The organism is Intestinimonas timonensis, from assembly GCF_900626145.1.
Taxonomy (GTDB): domain Bacteria; phylum Bacillota; class Clostridia; order Oscillospirales; family Oscillospiraceae; genus Intestinimonas; species Intestinimonas aquisgranensis.
This window is the reverse complement of the sequence record NZ_LR130816.1, coordinates 411072-428891: the sequence shown is the minus strand read 5'-3', so window position 1 is coordinate 428891 and position 17820 is coordinate 411072. Positions and strand designations below refer to the sequence as shown.

Genomic DNA, 17820 nt, shown 5'->3' with positions numbered 1-17820 from the left:
CCACAGCCTGTGGGTAAAATAATGTCTGCCAACGTCTGATGCGGCAAGTGCCCCGGTGTCGGGGCGGAAAGGAGGGCAGGCGGTCCGCCATGACCCGAGAGGAAGCCTTTGAATTCCTGGACCGGGCGGCCCGGGGCATCGCTGAGATGTTCGGGTCCTCCTGTGAGACCCTGGTCCACGATATGGGGGTGCCCAGCCACCCCATCCTGAGTATCTATAACGGCCATGTGTCCGGCCGCACCGTGGGCTCCACCCTGGATATCCTGGGCACCGACCGGGAGCTGGAGCCGGAGGCTCGGACCAGCGACCAGGTCAACCTGTATGCCACCACCCCCTCTGGAGCCCAGATCAAGTCCTCCACCTTCCACCTCATCGGGGAGGACTACAACCTGGCCCTGGGCATCAACTTTGACTACACCTCCCTGGTGTACGCCAACCGCATCCTGGTGGACCTGATGAGCGCCGAGGCCGATTTGAAGACGGCCCTGTGGCAGGGGGGCGACAGCGCCCTCAGCGATCTCTTTGACGAGTGTCTGGCCGCTCTGGGCAAGCCGGTGGACGCCCTGGGCAAGGCCGACCGGCTCAAGCTGGTGGCAATGATGGAGCAGAAAAACGCCTTCTCCTACCGCAAGAGTGTGCCTTTCGTCTCCCGCCGCCTGGGGGTGAGCCGGTACACGGTCTACAAGTATCTGGATGAGCTGGCCAGGAAGGACGGAGAAGCATCTCAATGAAACAGCAGACGGAGGGGAGCCCCTCCGCTGGAAAGGAAGGATCAGCAATGTATCAGGAAAAGATCGAAGCCTATTGGAGCGACCCCGCCCGTGAGCGGGAGCTGGTGGCCGCCATCTCCCGGCTGGTGGCCGTGAAGAGTGTGAAGGGGGAGGCTGAGCCCGGCAAGCCCTTCGGTGCCGGTCCTGCTGCCGCCCTGGATGAGGCCCTGAAGCTCTGCGCCGAGCTGGGCTTCACCACCACCGACTACGACCACTATGTGGGCCTGGCCGACCTCAACGACAAGGAGACCCGTCTCCACATCCTGGGCCACCTGGACGTGGTGGGCGAGGGCTCCGGCTGGTCCACCGACCCCTACACCTGTGTGGAAAAGGACGGCATGCTCTACGGCCGGGGCGTCAGCGACGACAAGGGCCCCGTGGTGTGCGCCCTGCTGGCCATGAAGGCCGTGCGGGATCTGGGCCTGCCCCTCACCGCCAACGTGCGGATGATCCTGGGCACCGACGAGGAGAGCGGCTCCGAGGACATCGCCTACTATTACAGCAAGGAGCCCTACGCCCCCTATGCCTTCACCCCCGACGCCGACTTCCCTGTCATCAACATCGAGAAGGGACATTATCACCCCGACTTCGGCGCGGAGTGGGAAGCATCCTCTGCTCTGCCCCGGGTGGCGGCTATGACCGGCGGATTCCGCCAGAACGTGGTGCCCCCGGAGGCCGAGGCCATGGTGCTGGGCGTCTTCCCCGCCGACGTCCAGGCCCTCTGTGACGCTGTGGCCGAGCGTACCGGCGCCGTCTTCACCGTGAACGGCTCCGCCAGCGGCTGCCATATCCACTGCGCCGGCAAGAATGCCCACGCTGCCTCCCCCGACGACGGCATCAACGCCATCGCCGCCCTGCTGGAGGTCCTGGCCGGCCTGGAGCTGGCCGACTGCGGCTCCACCAAGGCCATCAAGGCCATGCATACCCTCTTCCCCTTCGGTGACAACCGGGGCAAGGCCCTGGGCATCGCCCAGGAGGACGCCGAGTCCGGCCCCCTCACCCTGAACCTGGCCATCATGAAGCTCACCGAGACCGGCTTCAGCGCCAAGTTCGACGTGCGCTTCCCCCTGTGCGCCAACGAGGACAACTGCAAGAAGGCCTGCGAGGCCAGCTTTGCCGCTCACGGCATCGCCGTCACCGGCTCCCCCGATATGACCACCGTCCACTGTGTGGAGGCCGGCTCCCCTCTGGTGCAGACCCTGCTGAACTGCTATTCCACCTATACCGGTGTGAAGGACCCCAAGCCCATTGCCATCGGCGGCGGCACCTACGTCCACGACATCCCCGGCGGTGTGGCCTTCGGCTGCGACTTCCCCGGCTTTGACCCCAAGATGCACGCCGCCGACGAGCAGGCCAGCATCAAGAACCTCCTCCTCTCCTGCAAGATCTTCACCCAGGCCATCGCGGAGCTGTGCCGGTGAGAGGGTCTGTCATCCGCCGCTGGGGCGCCGCCGGGGCGGCTCTGGTGCTGAGCCTGTCCCTCACCGCCTGCCAGGGGGAGACCATGACCGCCTTTGACGCCACCGCCTATGTGCAGGGCGTGCTGGATGAGACCTACAAGGGCACCTGGGACAACGCCTTTCTGGACCTGGTTGACCTGACCGACGGGGAGGCACAGGACGCCTATGAGGCCTCCCTGAACGAGGAGTACCTGCGCTTTGCCTACCAGTTTGACATCAACGACAGCCTCCTCACCGAGGAGACCCGCCAGTCGGCCCTGGACCTGCTGGCCGAGGTGTCGGCCATGGCCCAGTACACCGTCCAGCAGGCGGTGGCCCTGGACGACACCCGGTACGCCGTGGAGGTGTCGGTGCGGCCCATGGACCTCTTTATCCAGGTCCGGGAGGATGCCCTGGCCGACTTCCAGACGGAGTTTGCCGAGCAGTATGCCGGGGTAGACCTGGACGATCTGTCGGCGGAGGAGCGGACGAGCCTGGAGACCGAGTATGAAAACGCCTGGGCCAACGGCATCGTGGAGCTGTGCCGGAGCCGTCTGGGCCTTGTGGGCTACGGGGATGTGGAGAGCATTCTGGTGCTGGTGGCCCCCGATGAAGACGGGCTCTACACCATGGGCGACAACGACTTTTCCAATCTCTCCGCCCTGATCCTGCCCTACTGAAGACAAAAAACGGCCGCGCCCTTCAAAGGGCGCGGCCGTTTTGTATGTCTGGCTCAGAGGATGTCGATGTGCTCGCCGCTGAGGGCCTTGTTCATGGAACGGACGGCGCAGAACTTGCCGCACATAGAGCAGGTGTCATCGTGCTCGGGGGAGCGGTCGGCACGGATGGCCTTGGCGGTCTCCGGGTCCAGGGCGCAGGCCCACTGCCCCTCCCAGTCCAGCTTCTGCCGGGCCTCGGCCATTTTGTCATCGATCTCCCGGGCGCCACGGATGCCCTTGGCGATGTCAGCGGCATGGGCGGCAATCTTGGAGGCGATGATGCCCTGCTTCACGTCCTCCAGGTTGGGGAGGGCCAGGTGCTCGGCGGGGGTGACATAGCACAGGAAGGCGGCGCCGCTCATGGCGGCCATGGCCCCGCCGATGGCGGCGGTGATGTGGTCGTAGCCGGGGGCGATGTCGGTGACCAGGGGACCCAGCACATAGAAGGGAGCGCCCATGCAGATGGTCTGCTGGACCTTCATGTTGGCGGCGATCTGGTCCATGGGCACGTGGCCGGGGCCCTCCACCATCACCTGCACGTCCTTCTCCCAGGCCCGCTTGGTGAGCTCGCCCAGCCGTACCAGCTCCTCGATCTGGCACACGTCGGTGGCGTCGGCCAGGCAGCCGGGCCGGCAGGCGTCGCCCAGGGAGATGGTGACATCGTACTCCCGGCAGATATCCAGGATCTCGTCGTAGTACTGGTAGAAGGGGTTCTCCTCGCCGGTCATGCACATCCAGGCGAACACCAGGGAGCCGCCCCGTGAGACGATGTTCATCTTCCGCTTGTGCTTGCGGATCTGGTCGATGGTTTTTCTGGTGATGCCGCAGTGGAGGGTGACGAAGTCCACACCGTCCTGAGCGTGGAGGCGGATGACGTCGATGAAGTCCTGGGCGGTGAGTGTGTCCAGGTCCCGCTGGTAGTGGATGACGCTGTCGTACACCGGCACGGTGCCAATCATGGCGGGACACTCACTGGTGAGCTTGCGGCGGAAGGGCTGGGTGTTGCCGTGGCTGGAGAGGTCCATGATGGCCTCCGCCCCCATGTTCACGGCGGACATCACCTTCTGCATCTCCACGTCATAGTCCTTGCAGTCCCGGGAGACGCCCAGGTTGACGTTGATCTTGGTGCGCAGCATGGAGCCCACACCCTGGGGGTCCAGGCAGGTGTGGAGGCGGTTGGCGGGGATGACCGCCTTGCCGGCGGCCACCAGGGGGAGGAGTTCTTCGGTGGTCATCCGCTCCTTTTTGGCCACTGCCTCCAGCTCCGGGGTGACGATGCCCTTCCGGGCGGCTTCCATCTGTGTGGCATAGATCCGTTCCATGGTCATAAACTTCCTTTCGTATCCAGTCAGAATGTGTCGGTATAGGTACCGGAGACCGCGAAGGCGTGGTTCATGGGTCCGCTGCCCCTGCCCAGGTCCAGCATGGCCCCCAGAGCGCCGGAGAGGTAGCACTTGGCCTCATAGACCGCCGTCTCCAGGTCCTTGCCCTTGGCCAGGTTGGAGGCGATGGCGGAGGAGAGGGTGCAGCCGGTGCCGTGGGTGTTGGGGTTGTCGATGCGGCGGCCACGGAACCATTTGACCCCGGAGGGCTGCCAGAGGCAGTCGTTGGCGGTGCTCACCTGGTGTCCCCCTTTGCACAGCACGGCGCAGCCGTAGGCCGAGCCGATGGCCGCGGCGGCGGCCTCCATGTCCTGTTCAGAGGAGATGGACCGGCCGGAGAGGACCTCTGCCTCGGGAATGTTGGGGGTGAGGACTTCGGCGAGGGGGAGCAGCTCCGACTTCAGAGTGGAGACCGCCTCCTCCGACAGCAGCCGGGAGCCGCTGGTGGCCACCATCACCGGGTCCACCACCACGTGGGCGGGCCGGTATTTGGCCAGAACCCGGGCGATGGTACGGATGAGGGGGGCGGAGGAGACCATCCCCACCTTCACCGCCTGGGGCGGGATGTCGGTAAAAATGCTCCCCAGCTGCTGTTCCAGGAAGTCGGGCGGGACTTCCAGAATGCCTGTGACGCCGGTGGTGTTCTGGGCGGTCAGGGCCGTGATGGCGCTCATGGCGTACACGCCGTGGACGGTCATGGTCTTGATATCTGCCTGGATACCGGCGCCTCCGCTGGGGTCGCTCCCAGCGATCGTCAATGCTGTGACCATAAGAATGCTCCTTTCGGCAGTGCCGTTTTGTTACGCGACGGAAGGTGGTGCCCCCAATCCGCCGCGATGGGTGAACTTGTGTCAGCGGGCGGCCAGGTCCGCGGCAGCCCGCAGGGTGCGGGCGGCGGCGGTGAGGTCGCTCTGGGAGAAGATGGCGCTCACCACGGCGGCCCCGGCGATGCCGGTGCCGGACAGGGTAGGCAGGTTCTGGGCGGTGACGCCGCCAATGGCCACCACAGGGATGGACACGGCGGCACAGATGGACTTCAGGGTGTCCGCCGAGGTGGGGATGGTGTTGGTCTTGGTGCCGGTGGGGAACATGGCCCCCACCCCCAGGTAGTCCGCCCCCTCCGCCTGGGCCCGGAGGGCCTCCTCCACGGTGTGGGCGGTGGCCCCCAGGATGCGGTCGGGACCCAGCAGGGCCCGGGCCTCGGGGAGGGGCAGGTCCTCCTGGCCCAGGTGTACCCCGTCGGCCCCGGCGGCCAGGGCGATGTCCACCCGGTCGTTGATGAGGAGGGGGACCATCCTGGTCCGGCACAGGGGGAGGAGGGTGCGGGCCAGGGTCAGGATCTCCCCGGCGGAGGCCTCCTTCTCCCGGAGCTGGAGGCAGGTGACGCCGCCGCCCAGGGCGGCCTCCACCGCCTGGGCCAGGGTGAACCCGGCGGGAAGGGCGCGGCGGTCGGTGACGGCGTAGAGCCGCAGGTCAGAGGGGGAGAGCTTCATAGTTGGCTCCTTTCTCCAGCGCTTGGCCGGACAGGTGATAGACGGCGTCGATGATGCGGCCCCGGTAGGCGGCGTTGCCGTCGCCGGGTGCCATCCGCCCCCAGGCCAGCTCTCCGGCCAGACCCATGGCACATACCGCACCAAGGGCGGCCTCCAGTGGTTTGGATGGCTGGACGGCGAGGAAGGCGGTGAGGAGGGCGGAGAGCTGGCAGCCGGTGCCGGTGACCCGGCCCATCTCGGGCCGGCCGTTGCGCACGGCATAGCAGGTGGTGCCATCGGTGACCAGGTCCACGGCGCCGGTGACGGCCACTACCGCGCCCAGTTCTCGGGCCTGGGCGGCGATGCGCCGGGCGGAGTCGCCCAGATTGGCCTCGGTGATCCGGTCGGCGGGGGCGGTGTCCACCCCGGCGCCGCCTCCCTCACGCCCCGCCAGAGCGGCCAGCTCCGTGGGGTTGCAGCGGAGGACGGCGGGACGGAGGGCCCGGGTCAGCTCCCGGGCGGTCTGGGTGCGGAAGGTGCTGCTCCCCGCCCCTACCGGGTCCAGCACCAGGGGGATGCCCCTGGAGACGGCCGCCGCGCCGGCGGCGTACATGGCGGGAACAGAGGCGCTGTGGAGGGTGCCCAGGTTGAGGCAGAGGCCCTGAGCGGCCAGGGTAATCTCGGCGGCCTCTGCAGGATCGTCGGCCATAACGGGCCGGGCGCCGATGGCCAGCAGGAGGTTGGCCACATCGTTGGCGGTGACATAGTTGGTGATGCAGTGGATGAGGGGGGCGGTTTCCCGCACCGCCTCTACAACAGTGCCGTCCATATCATCCCTCCTGGGGCCGTCGGAGCTGCCAGGTCCGCAGCACTCCGGCCCGATCCAGCACACCCAGGGCGGCGCCGGCCAGAATGGCGCCGACGGCGGTGGAGATGAGGAAGGGGACGATGTAGGCGTAGAAGGCGATCTCACCGACGTTCTTACCCACGATGAAGATGGCCACGGGGTAGGCGCACAGGCCGCCCAGCACGGCAGTGCCGAAGACCTCGGCCAGGCAGGCGGCCGGCAGCCGGGGGAATTTTGCGTACACGAGGCCGCAGAGGAGGGCGCCCAGCATGCTGCCGGGGAAGGCCATGGGGGTGCCCAGGCTCAGGAGGTTGCGGATGAGGCTGGCGGCGAAGGCCACCCCCACACCGTACCAGGGCCCCAAACAGACGGCGCAGACGATGTTGACCATGTGCTGGACGGGGGCGCACTGGGAGCCCAGCACGGGGAAGGAAAAGAGGCTCCCCACCACGGCCACGGCGGTGAGCAGACCGGCGGCCGAGAGCTTTTTGACGCGGGTGTGATCCATGGATAACAGCTCCTTTTTCGGTTTTCCGGCGCATGACGCGCCGAACGGTCGAGGCTTGCTGGCCTCCTCTCACGCCGGAACACGGCTTCCCATCGCGGTCGTTGCCCGCGGCACAGGGCGCTCCCCCTCTGCCGCCATGCCCAAGGCTGAGCATGCTCGCTGCTGTACCGTCGCTCACCTCCGAAAAATGAAAAAAACGGACGCGCCAACATGACGCGTCCGCTTTCACCAAGCTCACATCCCTACGTTGGCATTACCCAAATCAGGTCAAAGGGTCGGAGTTGGATGACTCCCTCTCAGCCCGCCGCACGAGCTCCCCGGAAAATTATAGCACGGTGACGAAGAATGTCAACCCGGGAATGGAATCGTGTTGCATCCCGATGAGATACCGGGTACAATGGGAGCACATCTCCGGCTGGACCGGAGGGAAGGGGGCGGAACGCCGTGGATGAGACCAGAATTCTCCTGATCGAAGATGACCCGGACATCCGGGAGGGAGTGCGCCTGCTGCTGGAGAGCGAGGGCTACGTTGTGGACGAGGCGGCGGACGGTGAGACGGGGCTGGCCCTGGCGGGGGAGAATACCGACCTGGTGATCCTGGACGTGATGATGCCGGGCATGTCGGGTCTGAAGGTGTGCCAGGAACTGCGGAAGGTCTCCAACGTGCCGGTCCTCTTTCTCACCGCCCGGGCCCAGGAGTCGGACAAGCTCATCGGCCTCATGGCCGGTGGGGACGACTACCTCACAAAACCCTTTTCCTATACGGAGCTGCTGATGCGCACCCGGGCCTTGCTGCGGCGCTACCGGGTCTACCGCGGGAAAAACGCCTCTCCTGTTCGGGAGGAGCCGTCCATTCTCAACGCCGGCGGCATCCGGCTGAGCACCGTGGGCAACCAGGTTTGGGTGGACGGCAGGGAGGTGCGGCTCTCCGGGCTGGAGTACCGGCTGCTGCGGCTGCTGATGGAGTATCCCGGGACCATCTTCTCCGCCCAGACCCTCTACGAGCGGGTGTGGGAGGAGCCCTATTTTTACAGCTGCGCTGGCACCGTGATGGTCCATGTGCGGAAGCTGCGGCTGAAGGTGGAGCGGGACCCGCAGCAGCCCAGGCGCATTGTCACCGAGTGGGGAAAGGGGTATCGCTTTGAAGCTGTGGAATAGGCGAAGCTCTATCCGGGCCAGACTGGGCCGGCTGCTGTTGTTTGCGGCACTGGTGGCGGGGCTGTGCTATCTGGGGCTGGATCTGGCGGGACGCACCCTGCTGGAGCGCTACCTCACCAGCGAGGACTTTGTCCAGCGGCAGGACCAGCGGTATCTGGATGACCTGCGCAGCTATATCCAGGCGGAGTCGGTGACGGCCTGGGACGCTGACAAACTCACTCAGTGGGTCTACCGTCAGAATGTGGTGTCCATTCAGGTGGTGCGGGATGGTATGGTGACCTATGACTCCTTCTATCCCGAAGCCGACTTTACTGCCTACCCGTCTGCGGGGCAGTATTATGAGTGGGGGAACTACCACGATGTGGCATTTGCCGATGGGCCGGCCACCGTCTGGCTGTACGGCTATTACTACTATCAGTATGACATGCGGCTGCTGGTGATCTCCCTGGCGGGGGCCTTTCTGGTGTTTTTGGGGATCGTCATGGCGGGAATTCAGGGCACCATCACCTACATCCGCCAGCTGAGCCATGAGATCGGTGTGCTGGAGGGAGGGACCCTGGATGTGCCCATTACCATCCGGGGACAGGACGAGCTCACCGACCTGGCCCGGGGGCTGGACGCCATGCGGGATTCCTTCCGACGGCAGGGGGAGCGGGAACGGGAGCTGACCCAGGCCAACCAGCGCATGGTCACTGAGATGTCCCACGACCTGCGCACCCCCCTCACCGCCATTCTTCTCTACGTGGAGCTCCTGCGCCGGAACGGCGGTGAAGCGGAGAAGCGGGAGGAGTACCTGGACCGGCTGGAGGGCAAGGTGGAGCAGATGCGCTCCTTGGCCGACCACCTGTTCCGCTACGCGCGCTCCAGTGAGGAGACACAGGCGGGGCATACCGAGACGGTGAGCATGGAGGCCGGCGTGGGGGACGCCCTCTCCGAGCTGGCGGTCTGCCTTACCCAGCGGGGCTTCCGGGTGGAGGCTGACCTGCCCTGGAGCGGCCGTCAGGTGGCCGTGGACTGCGAGGGGGCTGCCCGGGTGCTGGACAACCTGACCTCCAATTTGCTGAAGTACGCCGATCCCTGCAAGCCTGTGACCATTGCGCTCCTGGACCAGGAGGATTTCATGGGGGTGCGGATCGCCAACGCCCTGCGCGCCTCTTACGACGGGGCGGAGAGCAGCGGCGTAGGTCTGGCCAGTGCCTCCAGAGTCATGGAGCAGATGGGGGGAAGGCTGGACCGTACAGAGACCGATGACGGCTTCCAGATCACCCTCTTTTTCAAAGCAGTATAGAAAAGCTGCCCCGGAGACGTGCTGCGGCACGTCTCCGGGGCAGTTTTTTGCGCAGTTAAGAAAAATTAAGAAAGGGCTTTAGGGGAACGGTAAGATTTGCGTGCTATTCTGTGTTCAGAAAAGAACGGTGCCGGAGTCAAGCGCCGGAAAAGGGGGACACAGCCTTGCTCTGTCCATATGTCAATCAATATCCCGCCGGAGAGGGACTGCTCCAGGCCTATCTGCGGGAGTCGGTGGCCCGTGATTTGAGCTGGGGCTGCCTTATTCTGGGCGCGATCGGCGTGCTGATGTACGCCCTGCTGACCCGGGCCGGACTCTGGCTGGAGGGTGGACTGTGTCTGGGGCTGGGGCTGCTGGCCCTGGCCGCCGCCGTCAGCGCCCGGCTGCTGCCCCGCCTGCGGGCGGGCCGGACCAAAACCGGCCCGGAGCGTGTGGGTATCGTGGAGTTTGGGCCCCGCATCCGGATCACCGAGGGAGCGGAGACCTTCTGGGCCGACTACGACCAGATCGTCCGGGTAAAGCGGCTGAGCACTCTCTCGGTGCTCCAGCTGGACAGCGGGGAGGCCATTGTGGTGGCAAACAGCGGCTTTACCCGGGGAGAGCCGGAACACTTCTGGCCCTTCCTGGAGAGGATGATGATCCGCCATGGGGCGGGCCTTGATCAAAAGACGCCGAAATGCGGCGGAAGGGAGCAGATATGAACATCGTACAGGCCTTTAAAATGGCCCTCCGGTCTATCACAGCGAAAAAGGTGCGGGCCATCCTCACCATGCTGGGCATCATCATCGGCGTAGCATCCGTGGTCATTATGGTGTCGGTGGTCAAGGGCTCCAACCAGAAGATGCTGGAGTACTTTGAGCGGCTGGGCAACAACAAGGTGACGGTGTTCATCCATGGCCGGGAGCGGCCGGGGCTCAAGGAGCTGATCTATGAGTACTGTGACCGGCGGAAGGATGTCTTTTCCGGTATTACGCCGGATGTGGACCTGAGCATGCCCATCAGCTACGGTGCCAGGAACACCACCAAGATGGAGACCGGCGGACCCAGCATCCACCTTGGGAATACATCCTACTCCATCTGCAACAACTTCCAGATCGGCAAGGGCCGGGACCTGAGCTACCTGGACAGCAAGCTCTGCCGGAATGTGGTGGTGCTGGGTGCCAAGACGGCCTCCTATCTCTTTGACCATGTGGACCCGGTGGGCAAAAAGGTACGCATCGGCGGTCAGCCCTTCCAGGTCATCGGGGTCTACCGGGCCAAGGACCCGGATTCGGACTACTCCATGGACAATATGGCGGTGGTGCCGGAGACGGCCACCCGCATTTTGAATAACCAGGAGCGCATCACCAGCTTCACGGCCAAGGCCAAGAACCGGGCGGCAGTGAAGCAGGCCATCACCCTCCTGAGCGGTTATCTGGAGGGCCTGGTGGGCAAGGACAACTGCTCGGTGCAGTCGGATGAACAGTTCATCGATGACGCCAAGCAGCAGAATACCACCATGAGCCTGGTGCTGGGCGGCATCGCTGGCATCTCCCTGCTGGTGGGCGGCATCGGTATCATGAACATCATGCTGGTCACCGTGTCGGAGCGGACCCGGGAGATCGGCATCCGCAAGGCCATCGGCGCGCCCCGTGCCTCCATCCTCCTCCAGTTCCTAGTGGAGTCGGCCATGGTGTGTGGCCTGGGCGGAGTGCTGGGCATCCTCATGGGACTCATCGGCACCCTCATCGCGGGCAAGCTCATCCTGAAACTGGTTCTCTTCCCGGACCCCGTTCTGGCTACGGGGGCCTTCCTCTTCTCGGTGGTGCTGGGCATCGCCTTCGGCATGTACCCGGCCATCATGGCCTCCGGCCTCACACCGGTGGCCGCCCTGCGGACCGATTGACCATGCTTTTCTCTCTTTCCACCTCATATAGCGGCGGCCCTCCCACAGGCTTTCTGTGGGAGGGCCGCTGCACATTTCATGGAGTAACTGGAAAGAAACCCAGGGTCTGTTCCATCGGAAACTGGAGGGGCGTCTGATGCTCCAGCAGAGCGCCCAGATCCAGATACCGAATCTGCTGGCCCTCGTAGGTGGCCCAGTAGTACCGGAGGGATTCGGCGCAGCAGACGCCGGTGTATACGGTGTAGTCATAGGGGAGAACGGAGGCATCCAGCTCGGTGGCGGGAGTCTGGTGGCTCACCTGCACCGCCCCCAGAGGGAAGGCGGCGCTCTGGAAGAGGCGGAACATTCGGCTCACTCCTGTCTCTTCGTCCTCGCCGGGCAGGGCGAAGCGCCGCAGGAAGGCCAAACGGACAAAGCGGGAGGGAGAGCTCCAGTCGCCGGGGAGGCCCTGGGCGCCGCTGCCGGAGAAGCACTGCTCCTGGCCGTCCCCGAAGGGGGTCTGGGCGTAGTCCAGATCCCGGAGTCCGGCGTAGTTGAGGAGGTTGGTCCGGTGCCAGGGGTAGCCGGGGCTGTTGGTCATGACGCCGATGGTGTTCCGGTAGATGTGGAGACCGGCGGCGTCGGGCTCTATCACCACGGTCTCCCCGGTCCGGTCGGAAAAGGACCAGTGGAGGGGCGGCACCGCCCCCAGGAAGGGGATGTTCGCCAAACAGATCTCTTCCTCCAGGCAGCGGACGGCCTCCTCCACCGTAGCGCACTGACCCAGCAGATGGAGGAGGAGGAAGGGGGGCTGGACGGGCCGTTTGCCGGTGTCAAGACCGTCTGGATAGGCGGCAAAGCTCCGATAGTAGAGCTGCCCGCCCATGAGTCCCTGCTCGTTTAACCCCTCGTAGAGCACCGGGTTTTGGGGAAGGAGCAGGCCGGTCCCGGCGCAGGCGTAACGAAGGGTCTCTCCGCTGCCGCCGGCGACCGGAGCATAGGCGGTGCCCCGGGGGAGAAACGTGACCTGCGTCCCCTCTGCCAGGCGGTCAAAGTCGTAGTTCCTGCCCCAGAGGTGTTTGCCATCTTTCGTATGCCAGCTCAGGGCGCTGCAGCCGGCCGTGCAGAATCCACGCTCCATGTCTGTGCCTCCTCTCATATGCATCAGTGTGTGTGAAATGGAAAAAGTTATGCAGGCGTATGGACGCATCATGCCCGGTCCAGCGGGACAGACTGCTTTTGGAGGTGCCGCTGTGGATCGGGATGTTTTGACTCTAAATCGGTCTGACCCGCCGGCGTTCCGGCATCTGATCTGGACCTTCCTGACCGCTGCCTTTATAGGGGAGCGGCTGGAGGTGCTGTATGTTTGGAGCGCCACGGGAGTGGTCATGAGCCGCAGCAGCCTGATCTACGGCCCCTTCAGTCTGGTATGGGGATTGGGCGCCGTAATGGTGACCTGGTGCCTGTGGCCCTTTCGCTACCGGGGACCTTGGGTATTGCTGCTGACCGGCGGACTGCTGGGGGGCGGCTTTGAGTATGTGGCCAGCGCGGCCGGGGAGGCCATGTTCCACAGGATCTTTTGGGACTACTCCTATATGCCCTTCCATCTGGAAGGGCGGACCAATCTGCTCTTCGCCCTGCTGTGGGGGCTGGGCGCCGTGCTGTGGATCTATCGGGGCTTTCCGGCCCTCACCGCCCAGACCGACCGCCTGCCGCCCAGAGTGGAGCGGACCGTCCTCCAGGTGATCTCCCTGCTGCTGGCGGCGGACACCGTTCTCTCTGCCGCCGCCATGCTGCGGATGGAGGAGCGGCGGGAGGGGCATCCAGCCGCCGGCCCGGTGGCCGCCGCCCTGGACCGGTGGTATCCTGACCAGGTCCTTCACAGCCGGTACCAGAATCTGATGGACCCCCGTTGAGACACCGGTGTTCAGCCCTGGAGATAGGCCAGGATGTCGGCGGCGTTGGTGTCGGGCTTCACCTTGGGCATCACCTTCTCAATGATGCCGTTTTCATCGATGATGAAGGTGGTGCGGACCACCCCCATGCTCACCTTGCCGTAGAGCTTCTTCTCCTGCCAGACGCCGTAGGCCTGGAGAACGCCCAGCTCCGGGTCGGAGAGAAGGAGGAAGGGGAGGTTATATTTTTCGGCAAACCTCTGGTGGGAGGCGGTGGAGTCCTTGCTCACCCCGATGACCACAGCGTCCAGGTCCCGGAAGGCGTCATAGCTGCCGGCGAAGGCGCAGGCCTGCCGGGTGCAGCCGGGGGTGTTGTCCTTGGGGTAGAAGTAGAGAATGACCTTTTTGCCCAAAAAGTCGGCGAGGGAGACGGGGGTGCCGTCCTTGTCGGGCAGGGTGAAGGCGGGGGCTTTGACGCCGGCTTCCAGCATATGAGATCGCTCCTTTTCGTTGATTACAGGGCCATGTCGATGGCCACCTTGATGACGCCGTCCTCGTGCTGCTCAAAGAGATCGTAGGCGGCGGCGATGTCCCGGAGGGGATAGGTGTGGGTGATGAGGGGCGTGGTGTCCAGCTTCCCGGCGGCAATGAGGTCCAGGGTCTCGGCGCAGTTGCAGCCGTCCACCCCGCCGGTCTTGAAGGTGAGGTTTTTGCCGTACATATCGGGGAGGGGGAGGACCTGGGGACCGTCGTAGAGGGCCACCACCGTCACCACGGCATTGGGCCGGGCGCACTGCCAGGCCAGACGGAAGGTGTCCTCGGTGCCTGCCGCCTCGATGACGGCGTCGGCGCCGCCGTGGTCGGAGTGTGCCAGGACAAAGGGGAGGACCTCTTCGGGTCCCACCGTCAGCACCTGGGGATAGTGCTGTTCCACAAAGGCCCGGCGCTGGGGGTCCCGCTCACAGACGATGACCCGCTTGGGGCTTTGAAGCAGCAGGCACTGGAGGGTGCACACGCCGGTGGGCCCGGCGCCGATGAGGAGGACGGTGTCCTCCGGCCCCACGGGGGTGATCTGGGCAGCCCAGTAGCCCGTGGCCAGGATGTCTCCCACAAAGAGAGCCTGGGTATCGCTCACCCCGGTGGGGATGGGGGTGAGACCCTGGTCGGCCAGGGGCACCCGGACAAAGGGGGCCTGTCCGCCATCGATGCGGCAGCCCAGGGCCCAGCCGCCCTGTGGGTGAACGCAGTTGTTGACCCAGCCGTGGTGGCAGAAGAAGCAGTCCCCGCAGAAGGTCTCCACGTTCACCGCCACCCGGTCGCCGGGCTTCACCCGGGTAACGGCGGCGCCCACCTCCTCCACGACGCCCACCATCTCATGTCCCAGGGTGATGCCGGGCACCGCACAGGGCACCGAGCCATGCTTGATGTGGAGGTCGCTGGTGCAGATGCTGGCGAGGGTCACCCGGACGATGGCGTCCCCGTCCTCCAGCAGCACCGGCTTGGGTTTTTCCAGCAGCCGGAGGTCGCCCCGGCCCATGTAGGTATAGGCCAGCATAGGCCNTGAATTTGAAGCCGAACACTCCCAAATGATTAAATCCGGCAACCGCTATCTTCGGTACTACCTGCTGGAAGCCGCCAACTCCGTGAGAAGATGCGACTCCGAGTTCCGGCGCTACTATGACCTCAAATACCATGAGGTCAACAAGTACCAGCATAAACGCGCACTCGCTTTAACTGCCAGAAAATTGGTCCGGTTGGTCTTTCGACTGCTGAAAGACAACCGCCTGTATATCCCGCCGGAGGGCTAAGCATATCGCTTGCCGTTCTGACGTTTAGGCCCTGTTTCAAAAAACTCCGGGGCAGGGCTTTGGTTGGTGTTGCCTTTTTGCTGCCCACTTAGCTGTTTCCATACTGTTTTACTCAAATTTTTCTTGTGTCTCCCTCTTGACTTATTACCATTGGANCTGTATATCCCGCCGGAGGGCTAAGCATATCGCTTGCCGTTCTGACGTTTAGGCCCTGTTTCAAAAAACTCCGGGGCAGGGCTTTGGTTGGTGTTGCCTTTTTGCTGCCCACTTAGCTGTTTCCATACTGTTTTACTCAAATTTTTCTTGTGTCTCCCTCTTGACTTATTACCATTGGACTTTCCTGATTACTCCCCCAGGCCGGTGGCCAGCAGGGGGATGGCGTTGATGACAGGCTCCTCATAGGGATGGACCGCCTTGACGGCGGCGACGGTCTTTTCCAGATCGGCCACCCGGCAGGTGACCTCCACCTTCAGCTCGGTGGCGGTGCACAGCTCCCCCACACGGCCCAGATAGGGAGTGGTGCCGGGGAGGGGACGCCAGCAGCTGGTGACAGGGGAATAGGAGAGGCAGCCGTCATAGGCGCCGATATGGCCCGCGTCCACCGACTGAAGGGCGGCCCGCAGGGCCTCCAGATGGCTCTCGGGTATAAAAATTTCCAGTTTGCAATAGGAGAGAGACATACAGCACCTCGATTACCGCTTGCTGACGGCGAAGTTCCGGGCCTCCTCCAGCCAGCACATCAGCTCGCCGTCGATCTCCTCCGGGGCGGTGAGGAGGATGTGGTGGGTCCATCGGCCGGGGTAGGGCTCCACTGCCACCGCCACCCGCGGGGATTCCAGCCGCCGGTTCAGGCCTACGGTGACAACCAGGCAGTGTTCCGGCCAGCTTTTCTTCCGCCGGACGGGGAGGGAGGCGGCGGCAAAGAGGTGACGATCATAAAAGCTGATCTGGCTCTTCTGCACCTTCACTGAGGCCTGTGGGAAGGCGGCCTCCATTTGGGCAAAGAGGGCCTCATAGAGGCCCAACTCCAGGGGCTTTCCGTCGAAGAAAAAGAGAAGGTCGCTCTCGTAGTGCTCGTTTCGCTCCATGCTCACGTCTCCTTTCGGACCTACCGCGCCCGCAGCTCCCAGAAGGCCACGGCGCTGGCCGCCGCCACGTTGAGGGAGTCCACTCCGTTGGCCATGGGGATGCACACGGTGTAGTCGCACCCGACGATAGTGTGGTTGGAGAGGCCGTCCCCCTCGGTGCCCAGCACGATGGCCAGCCGCTCCTCCGAGCGGAGCCGGGGGTCCTCGATGGTGACGGCCCGGGCGTCCAGGGCCATGGCGGCAGTGGCGAAGCCCAGGGCCTTCAGCCGCTCCAGCCCCGGATGGGGCCAGTCGCCGGCCTGGCTGCCGATCACCGTCCAGGGGACCTGGAAGAGGGTGCCCATGCTCACCCGCACCGAGCGGCGGTGGAGGGGGTCGCAGCAGGTGGGTGTGACCAGTACGGCGTCCATATGGAGGGCGGCGGCGGAGCGGAAGACGGCCCCCACGTTGGTGGGGTCCACGATACCCTCCAGCACGGCCACCCGCCGGGCGCCGGCGCAGATGTCCTCCACCGTGGGCAGGGTAGGCCGCCGCATGGCGCACAGGATGCCCCGGGTCAGCCGATAGCCGGTGAGAGATTCCAGCAGGGCGCTCTCCCCGGTGTAGACGGGGATATCTCCGCACCGGTCCAGGAGTGCACCTCCCTGACCACGAAGGTGTTTTTCCTCCATGAGAAGGGAGACGGGCACATAGCCGGCATCCAGGGCGTGGCCGATGACCTTGGGGCTCTCGGCGATGAAAAGGGCCTCCTCCGGGTCCCGCTTGCTGCGGAGCTGCCGCTCGGTGAGCCGGGCGTAGGGGGAGAGCCCGGGGTGGGTGAGGTCGGTGACGGTAATGATCTGGGCCATGGCTCCTCCTCTGCTGGGTCGTTCCCATTGATACAAGTTCTGACTTTAGTATACGCACAATGCCCGGTACTGTAAAGACGTCTCTTCCAGGGCGGGTCGAACTGTGGTAGAATGAGGGGAAAACGCCGGGCCTCGGCCCGAAGGGAATGGAGAGACAGGGCATGGGATACCAGCGCTATATCGCCTTTGATGTGGAGACCCCCAACCACAACAACGACCGCATGAGCGCCATTGGTGTGGCGGTGGTGGAGGGGGAAAGGGTGACGGAGACCTATGATCTTCTGGTGGACCCGGAGGTCCCCTTTGAGTCCTTCAATGTCGCCCTTACCGGCATCACCCCTCAGATGGTGGCCGGACAGCCCACCTTCCTGGAGGCGTGGGAAAGGCTGCGTCCCATCTTTGAGAGCGGGCTGCTGGTGGCCCACAACGCCCAGTTCGATATGTCGGTGCTGGCCAAGTGCCTGTGGGCCTACGGGCTTTTCTGGCGGGAGCAGGTCCCCTACGCCTGTACCTGCCAGATGAGCCGCCGGCTGCTGCCGGGGCTTCCCAACCACCGGCTGAACACCCTGTGTGACCACCTGGGCATTGAGCTGGATCACCACCGGGCGGGCAGCGACAGCGAGGCCTGCGGGCGCATCCTGCTCCACCACCTGGAGGCGGGAGCGGCAGTGACGCCCTTCCTGCGTACCTACGACCTGATGAAGGCACGCACGGTAAAGGCGGGCCGGTGAGAA

20 protein-coding genes, 1 pseudogene and 1 riboswitch are annotated in these 17820 nt (G+C 64.6%); of the genes and pseudogenes, 10 read left to right on the top strand and 11 right to left on the bottom strand.

Going from position 1 to position 17820, the window contains the following annotated elements:
• Positions 1–89 precede the first annotated feature (89 nt).
• From E0E29_RS02240 to E0E29_RS02230, 3 genes are read left to right on the top strand one after another with little or no spacing between them, the layout of a single operon-like run.
• On the top strand, positions 90–731 hold the full coding sequence (locus tag E0E29_RS02240) for a helix-turn-helix transcriptional regulator (protein WP_130848453.1): 642 nt from the start codon (positions 90–92) through the stop codon (positions 729–731).
• Between the two features lie 47 nt (positions 732–778).
• Entirely contained in the window at positions 779–2191 is a 1413-nt protein-coding gene (locus tag E0E29_RS02235) for a M20 family metallopeptidase (RefSeq protein WP_130848452.1), read from the top strand.
• Positions 2188–2889 carry a hypothetical protein gene (locus tag E0E29_RS02230; RefSeq protein WP_130848451.1) on the top strand — a complete coding sequence of 234 codons (702 nt, stop codon included), beginning with the start codon at positions 2188–2190 and terminating at the stop codon, positions 2887–2889. Before E0E29_RS02235 ends, E0E29_RS02230 begins: the two co-directional genes overlap by 4 nt.
• A 53-nt stretch (positions 2890–2942) precedes the next feature.
• On the opposite strand, the gene thiC is transcribed toward E0E29_RS02230, so the two are convergent.
• The 5 genes from thiC to thiW form a co-directional block, all read right to left on the bottom strand.
• Positions 2943–4250 carry a phosphomethylpyrimidine synthase ThiC gene (thiC, locus tag E0E29_RS02225; protein ID WP_130848450.1) on the bottom strand — a complete coding sequence of 436 codons (1308 nt, stop codon included), beginning with the start codon at positions 4248–4250 and terminating at the stop codon, positions 2943–2945.
• Between the two features lie 26 nt (positions 4251–4276).
• Positions 4277–5080: a bifunctional hydroxymethylpyrimidine kinase/phosphomethylpyrimidine kinase gene (gene thiD, locus E0E29_RS02220; RefSeq protein WP_130848449.1), complete on the bottom strand. Its 804-nt coding sequence runs from the start codon at positions 5078–5080 to the stop codon at positions 4277–4279.
• Positions 5081–5161: 81 nt separating this feature from the next.
• The gene (gene thiE / locus E0E29_RS02215; RefSeq protein WP_130848448.1) at positions 5162–5803 is read right to left on the bottom strand and encodes a thiamine phosphate synthase; all 642 of its coding nucleotides are present in this window, start codon (positions 5801–5803) and stop codon (positions 5162–5164) included.
• Positions 5784–6611 carry a hydroxyethylthiazole kinase gene (gene thiM / locus E0E29_RS02210; protein ID WP_130848447.1) on the bottom strand — a complete coding sequence of 276 codons (828 nt, stop codon included), beginning with the start codon at positions 6609–6611 and terminating at the stop codon, positions 5784–5786. Before thiM ends, thiE begins: the two co-directional genes overlap by 20 nt.
• 1 nt (position 6612) lies before the next feature.
• Positions 6613–7137: an energy coupling factor transporter S component ThiW gene (gene thiW, locus E0E29_RS02205; RefSeq protein ID WP_130848446.1), complete on the bottom strand. Its 525-nt coding sequence runs from the start codon at positions 7135–7137 to the stop codon at positions 6613–6615.
• Between the two features lie 221 nt (positions 7138–7358).
• Positions 7359–7467, bottom strand: a riboswitch (TPP riboswitch).
• A gap of 114 nt (positions 7468–7581) precedes the next feature.
• Here thiW and E0E29_RS02200 point away from each other — a divergent pair.
• From E0E29_RS02200 to E0E29_RS02185, 4 genes are all read left to right on the top strand, one after another.
• The gene (locus E0E29_RS02200; RefSeq protein ID WP_130848445.1) at positions 7582–8295 is read left to right on the top strand and encodes a response regulator transcription factor; all 714 of its coding nucleotides are present in this window, start codon (positions 7582–7584) and stop codon (positions 8293–8295) included.
• Entirely contained in the window at positions 8279–9583 is a 1305-nt protein-coding gene (locus E0E29_RS02195) for a sensor histidine kinase (RefSeq protein ID WP_130848444.1), read from the top strand. Before E0E29_RS02200 ends, E0E29_RS02195 begins: the two co-directional genes overlap by 17 nt.
• A 164-nt stretch (positions 9584–9747) precedes the next feature.
• Positions 9748–10284, top strand: a complete 537-nt coding sequence (locus E0E29_RS02190) for a hypothetical protein (RefSeq protein ID WP_130848443.1) — start codon at positions 9748–9750, stop codon at positions 10282–10284.
• On the top strand, positions 10281–11468 hold the full coding sequence (locus E0E29_RS02185) for an ABC transporter permease (protein WP_130848442.1): 1188 nt from the start codon (positions 10281–10283) through the stop codon (positions 11466–11468). The genes E0E29_RS02190 and E0E29_RS02185 overlap by 4 nt, the downstream gene beginning before the upstream one ends.
• A 76-nt stretch (positions 11469–11544) precedes the next feature.
• On the opposite strand, the gene E0E29_RS02180 is transcribed toward E0E29_RS02185, so the two are convergent.
• A complete protein-coding gene (locus tag E0E29_RS02180) occupies positions 11545–12588 on the bottom strand; it encodes a linear amide C-N hydrolase (protein WP_242622338.1) in 1044 nt (347 codons plus the stop codon).
• A gap of 112 nt (positions 12589–12700) precedes the next feature.
• On the opposite strand from E0E29_RS02180, the gene E0E29_RS02175 reads away from it, so the two are divergent.
• Entirely contained in the window at positions 12701–13363 is a 663-nt protein-coding gene (locus E0E29_RS02175) for a putative ABC transporter permease (RefSeq protein ID WP_165449761.1), read from the top strand.
• Between the two features lie 11 nt (positions 13364–13374).
• On the opposite strand, the gene bcp is transcribed toward E0E29_RS02175, so the two are convergent.
• Both bcp and E0E29_RS02165 read right to left on the bottom strand, forming a co-directional pair.
• A complete protein-coding gene (gene bcp / locus E0E29_RS02170) occupies positions 13375–13833 on the bottom strand; it encodes a thioredoxin-dependent thiol peroxidase (RefSeq protein ID WP_130848439.1) in 459 nt (152 codons plus the stop codon).
• Between the two features lie 23 nt (positions 13834–13856).
• Entirely contained in the window at positions 13857–14897 is a 1041-nt protein-coding gene (locus E0E29_RS02165; RefSeq protein ID WP_130848438.1) for an alcohol dehydrogenase, read from the bottom strand.
• Positions 14898–14907: 10 nt separating this feature from the next.
• Between E0E29_RS02165 and E0E29_RS02160 the strand changes: the two are divergent.
• A pseudogene (locus E0E29_RS02160) lies at positions 14908–15150 on the top strand (transposase); the annotation flags it as partial.
• 344 nt (positions 15151–15494) lie between these two features.
• Here E0E29_RS02160 and E0E29_RS02155 read toward each other — a convergent pair.
• Genes E0E29_RS02155 through E0E29_RS02145 form a run of 3 tightly spaced genes read right to left on the bottom strand, consistent with a single transcriptional unit; the run spans position 15495 to position 17086 of the window.
• A complete protein-coding gene (locus E0E29_RS02155; RefSeq protein WP_130848437.1) occupies positions 15495–15830 on the bottom strand; it encodes a YqfO family protein in 336 nt (111 codons plus the stop codon).
• Between the two features lie 12 nt (positions 15831–15842).
• Positions 15843–16238: a DUF5655 domain-containing protein gene (locus E0E29_RS02150; RefSeq protein WP_130848436.1), complete on the bottom strand. Its 396-nt coding sequence runs from the start codon at positions 16236–16238 to the stop codon at positions 15843–15845.
• Positions 16239–16258: 20 nt separating this feature from the next.
• Entirely contained in the window at positions 16259–17086 is an 828-nt protein-coding gene (locus E0E29_RS02145) for a TrmH family RNA methyltransferase (protein ID WP_130848435.1), read from the bottom strand.
• Positions 17087–17247: 161 nt separating this feature from the next.
• On the opposite strand from E0E29_RS02145, the gene E0E29_RS02140 reads away from it, so the two are divergent.
• Positions 17248–17817: a 3'-5' exonuclease gene (locus E0E29_RS02140; RefSeq protein ID WP_130848434.1), complete on the top strand. Its 570-nt coding sequence runs from the start codon at positions 17248–17250 to the stop codon at positions 17815–17817.
• Positions 17818–17820: the final 3 nt, after the last annotated feature.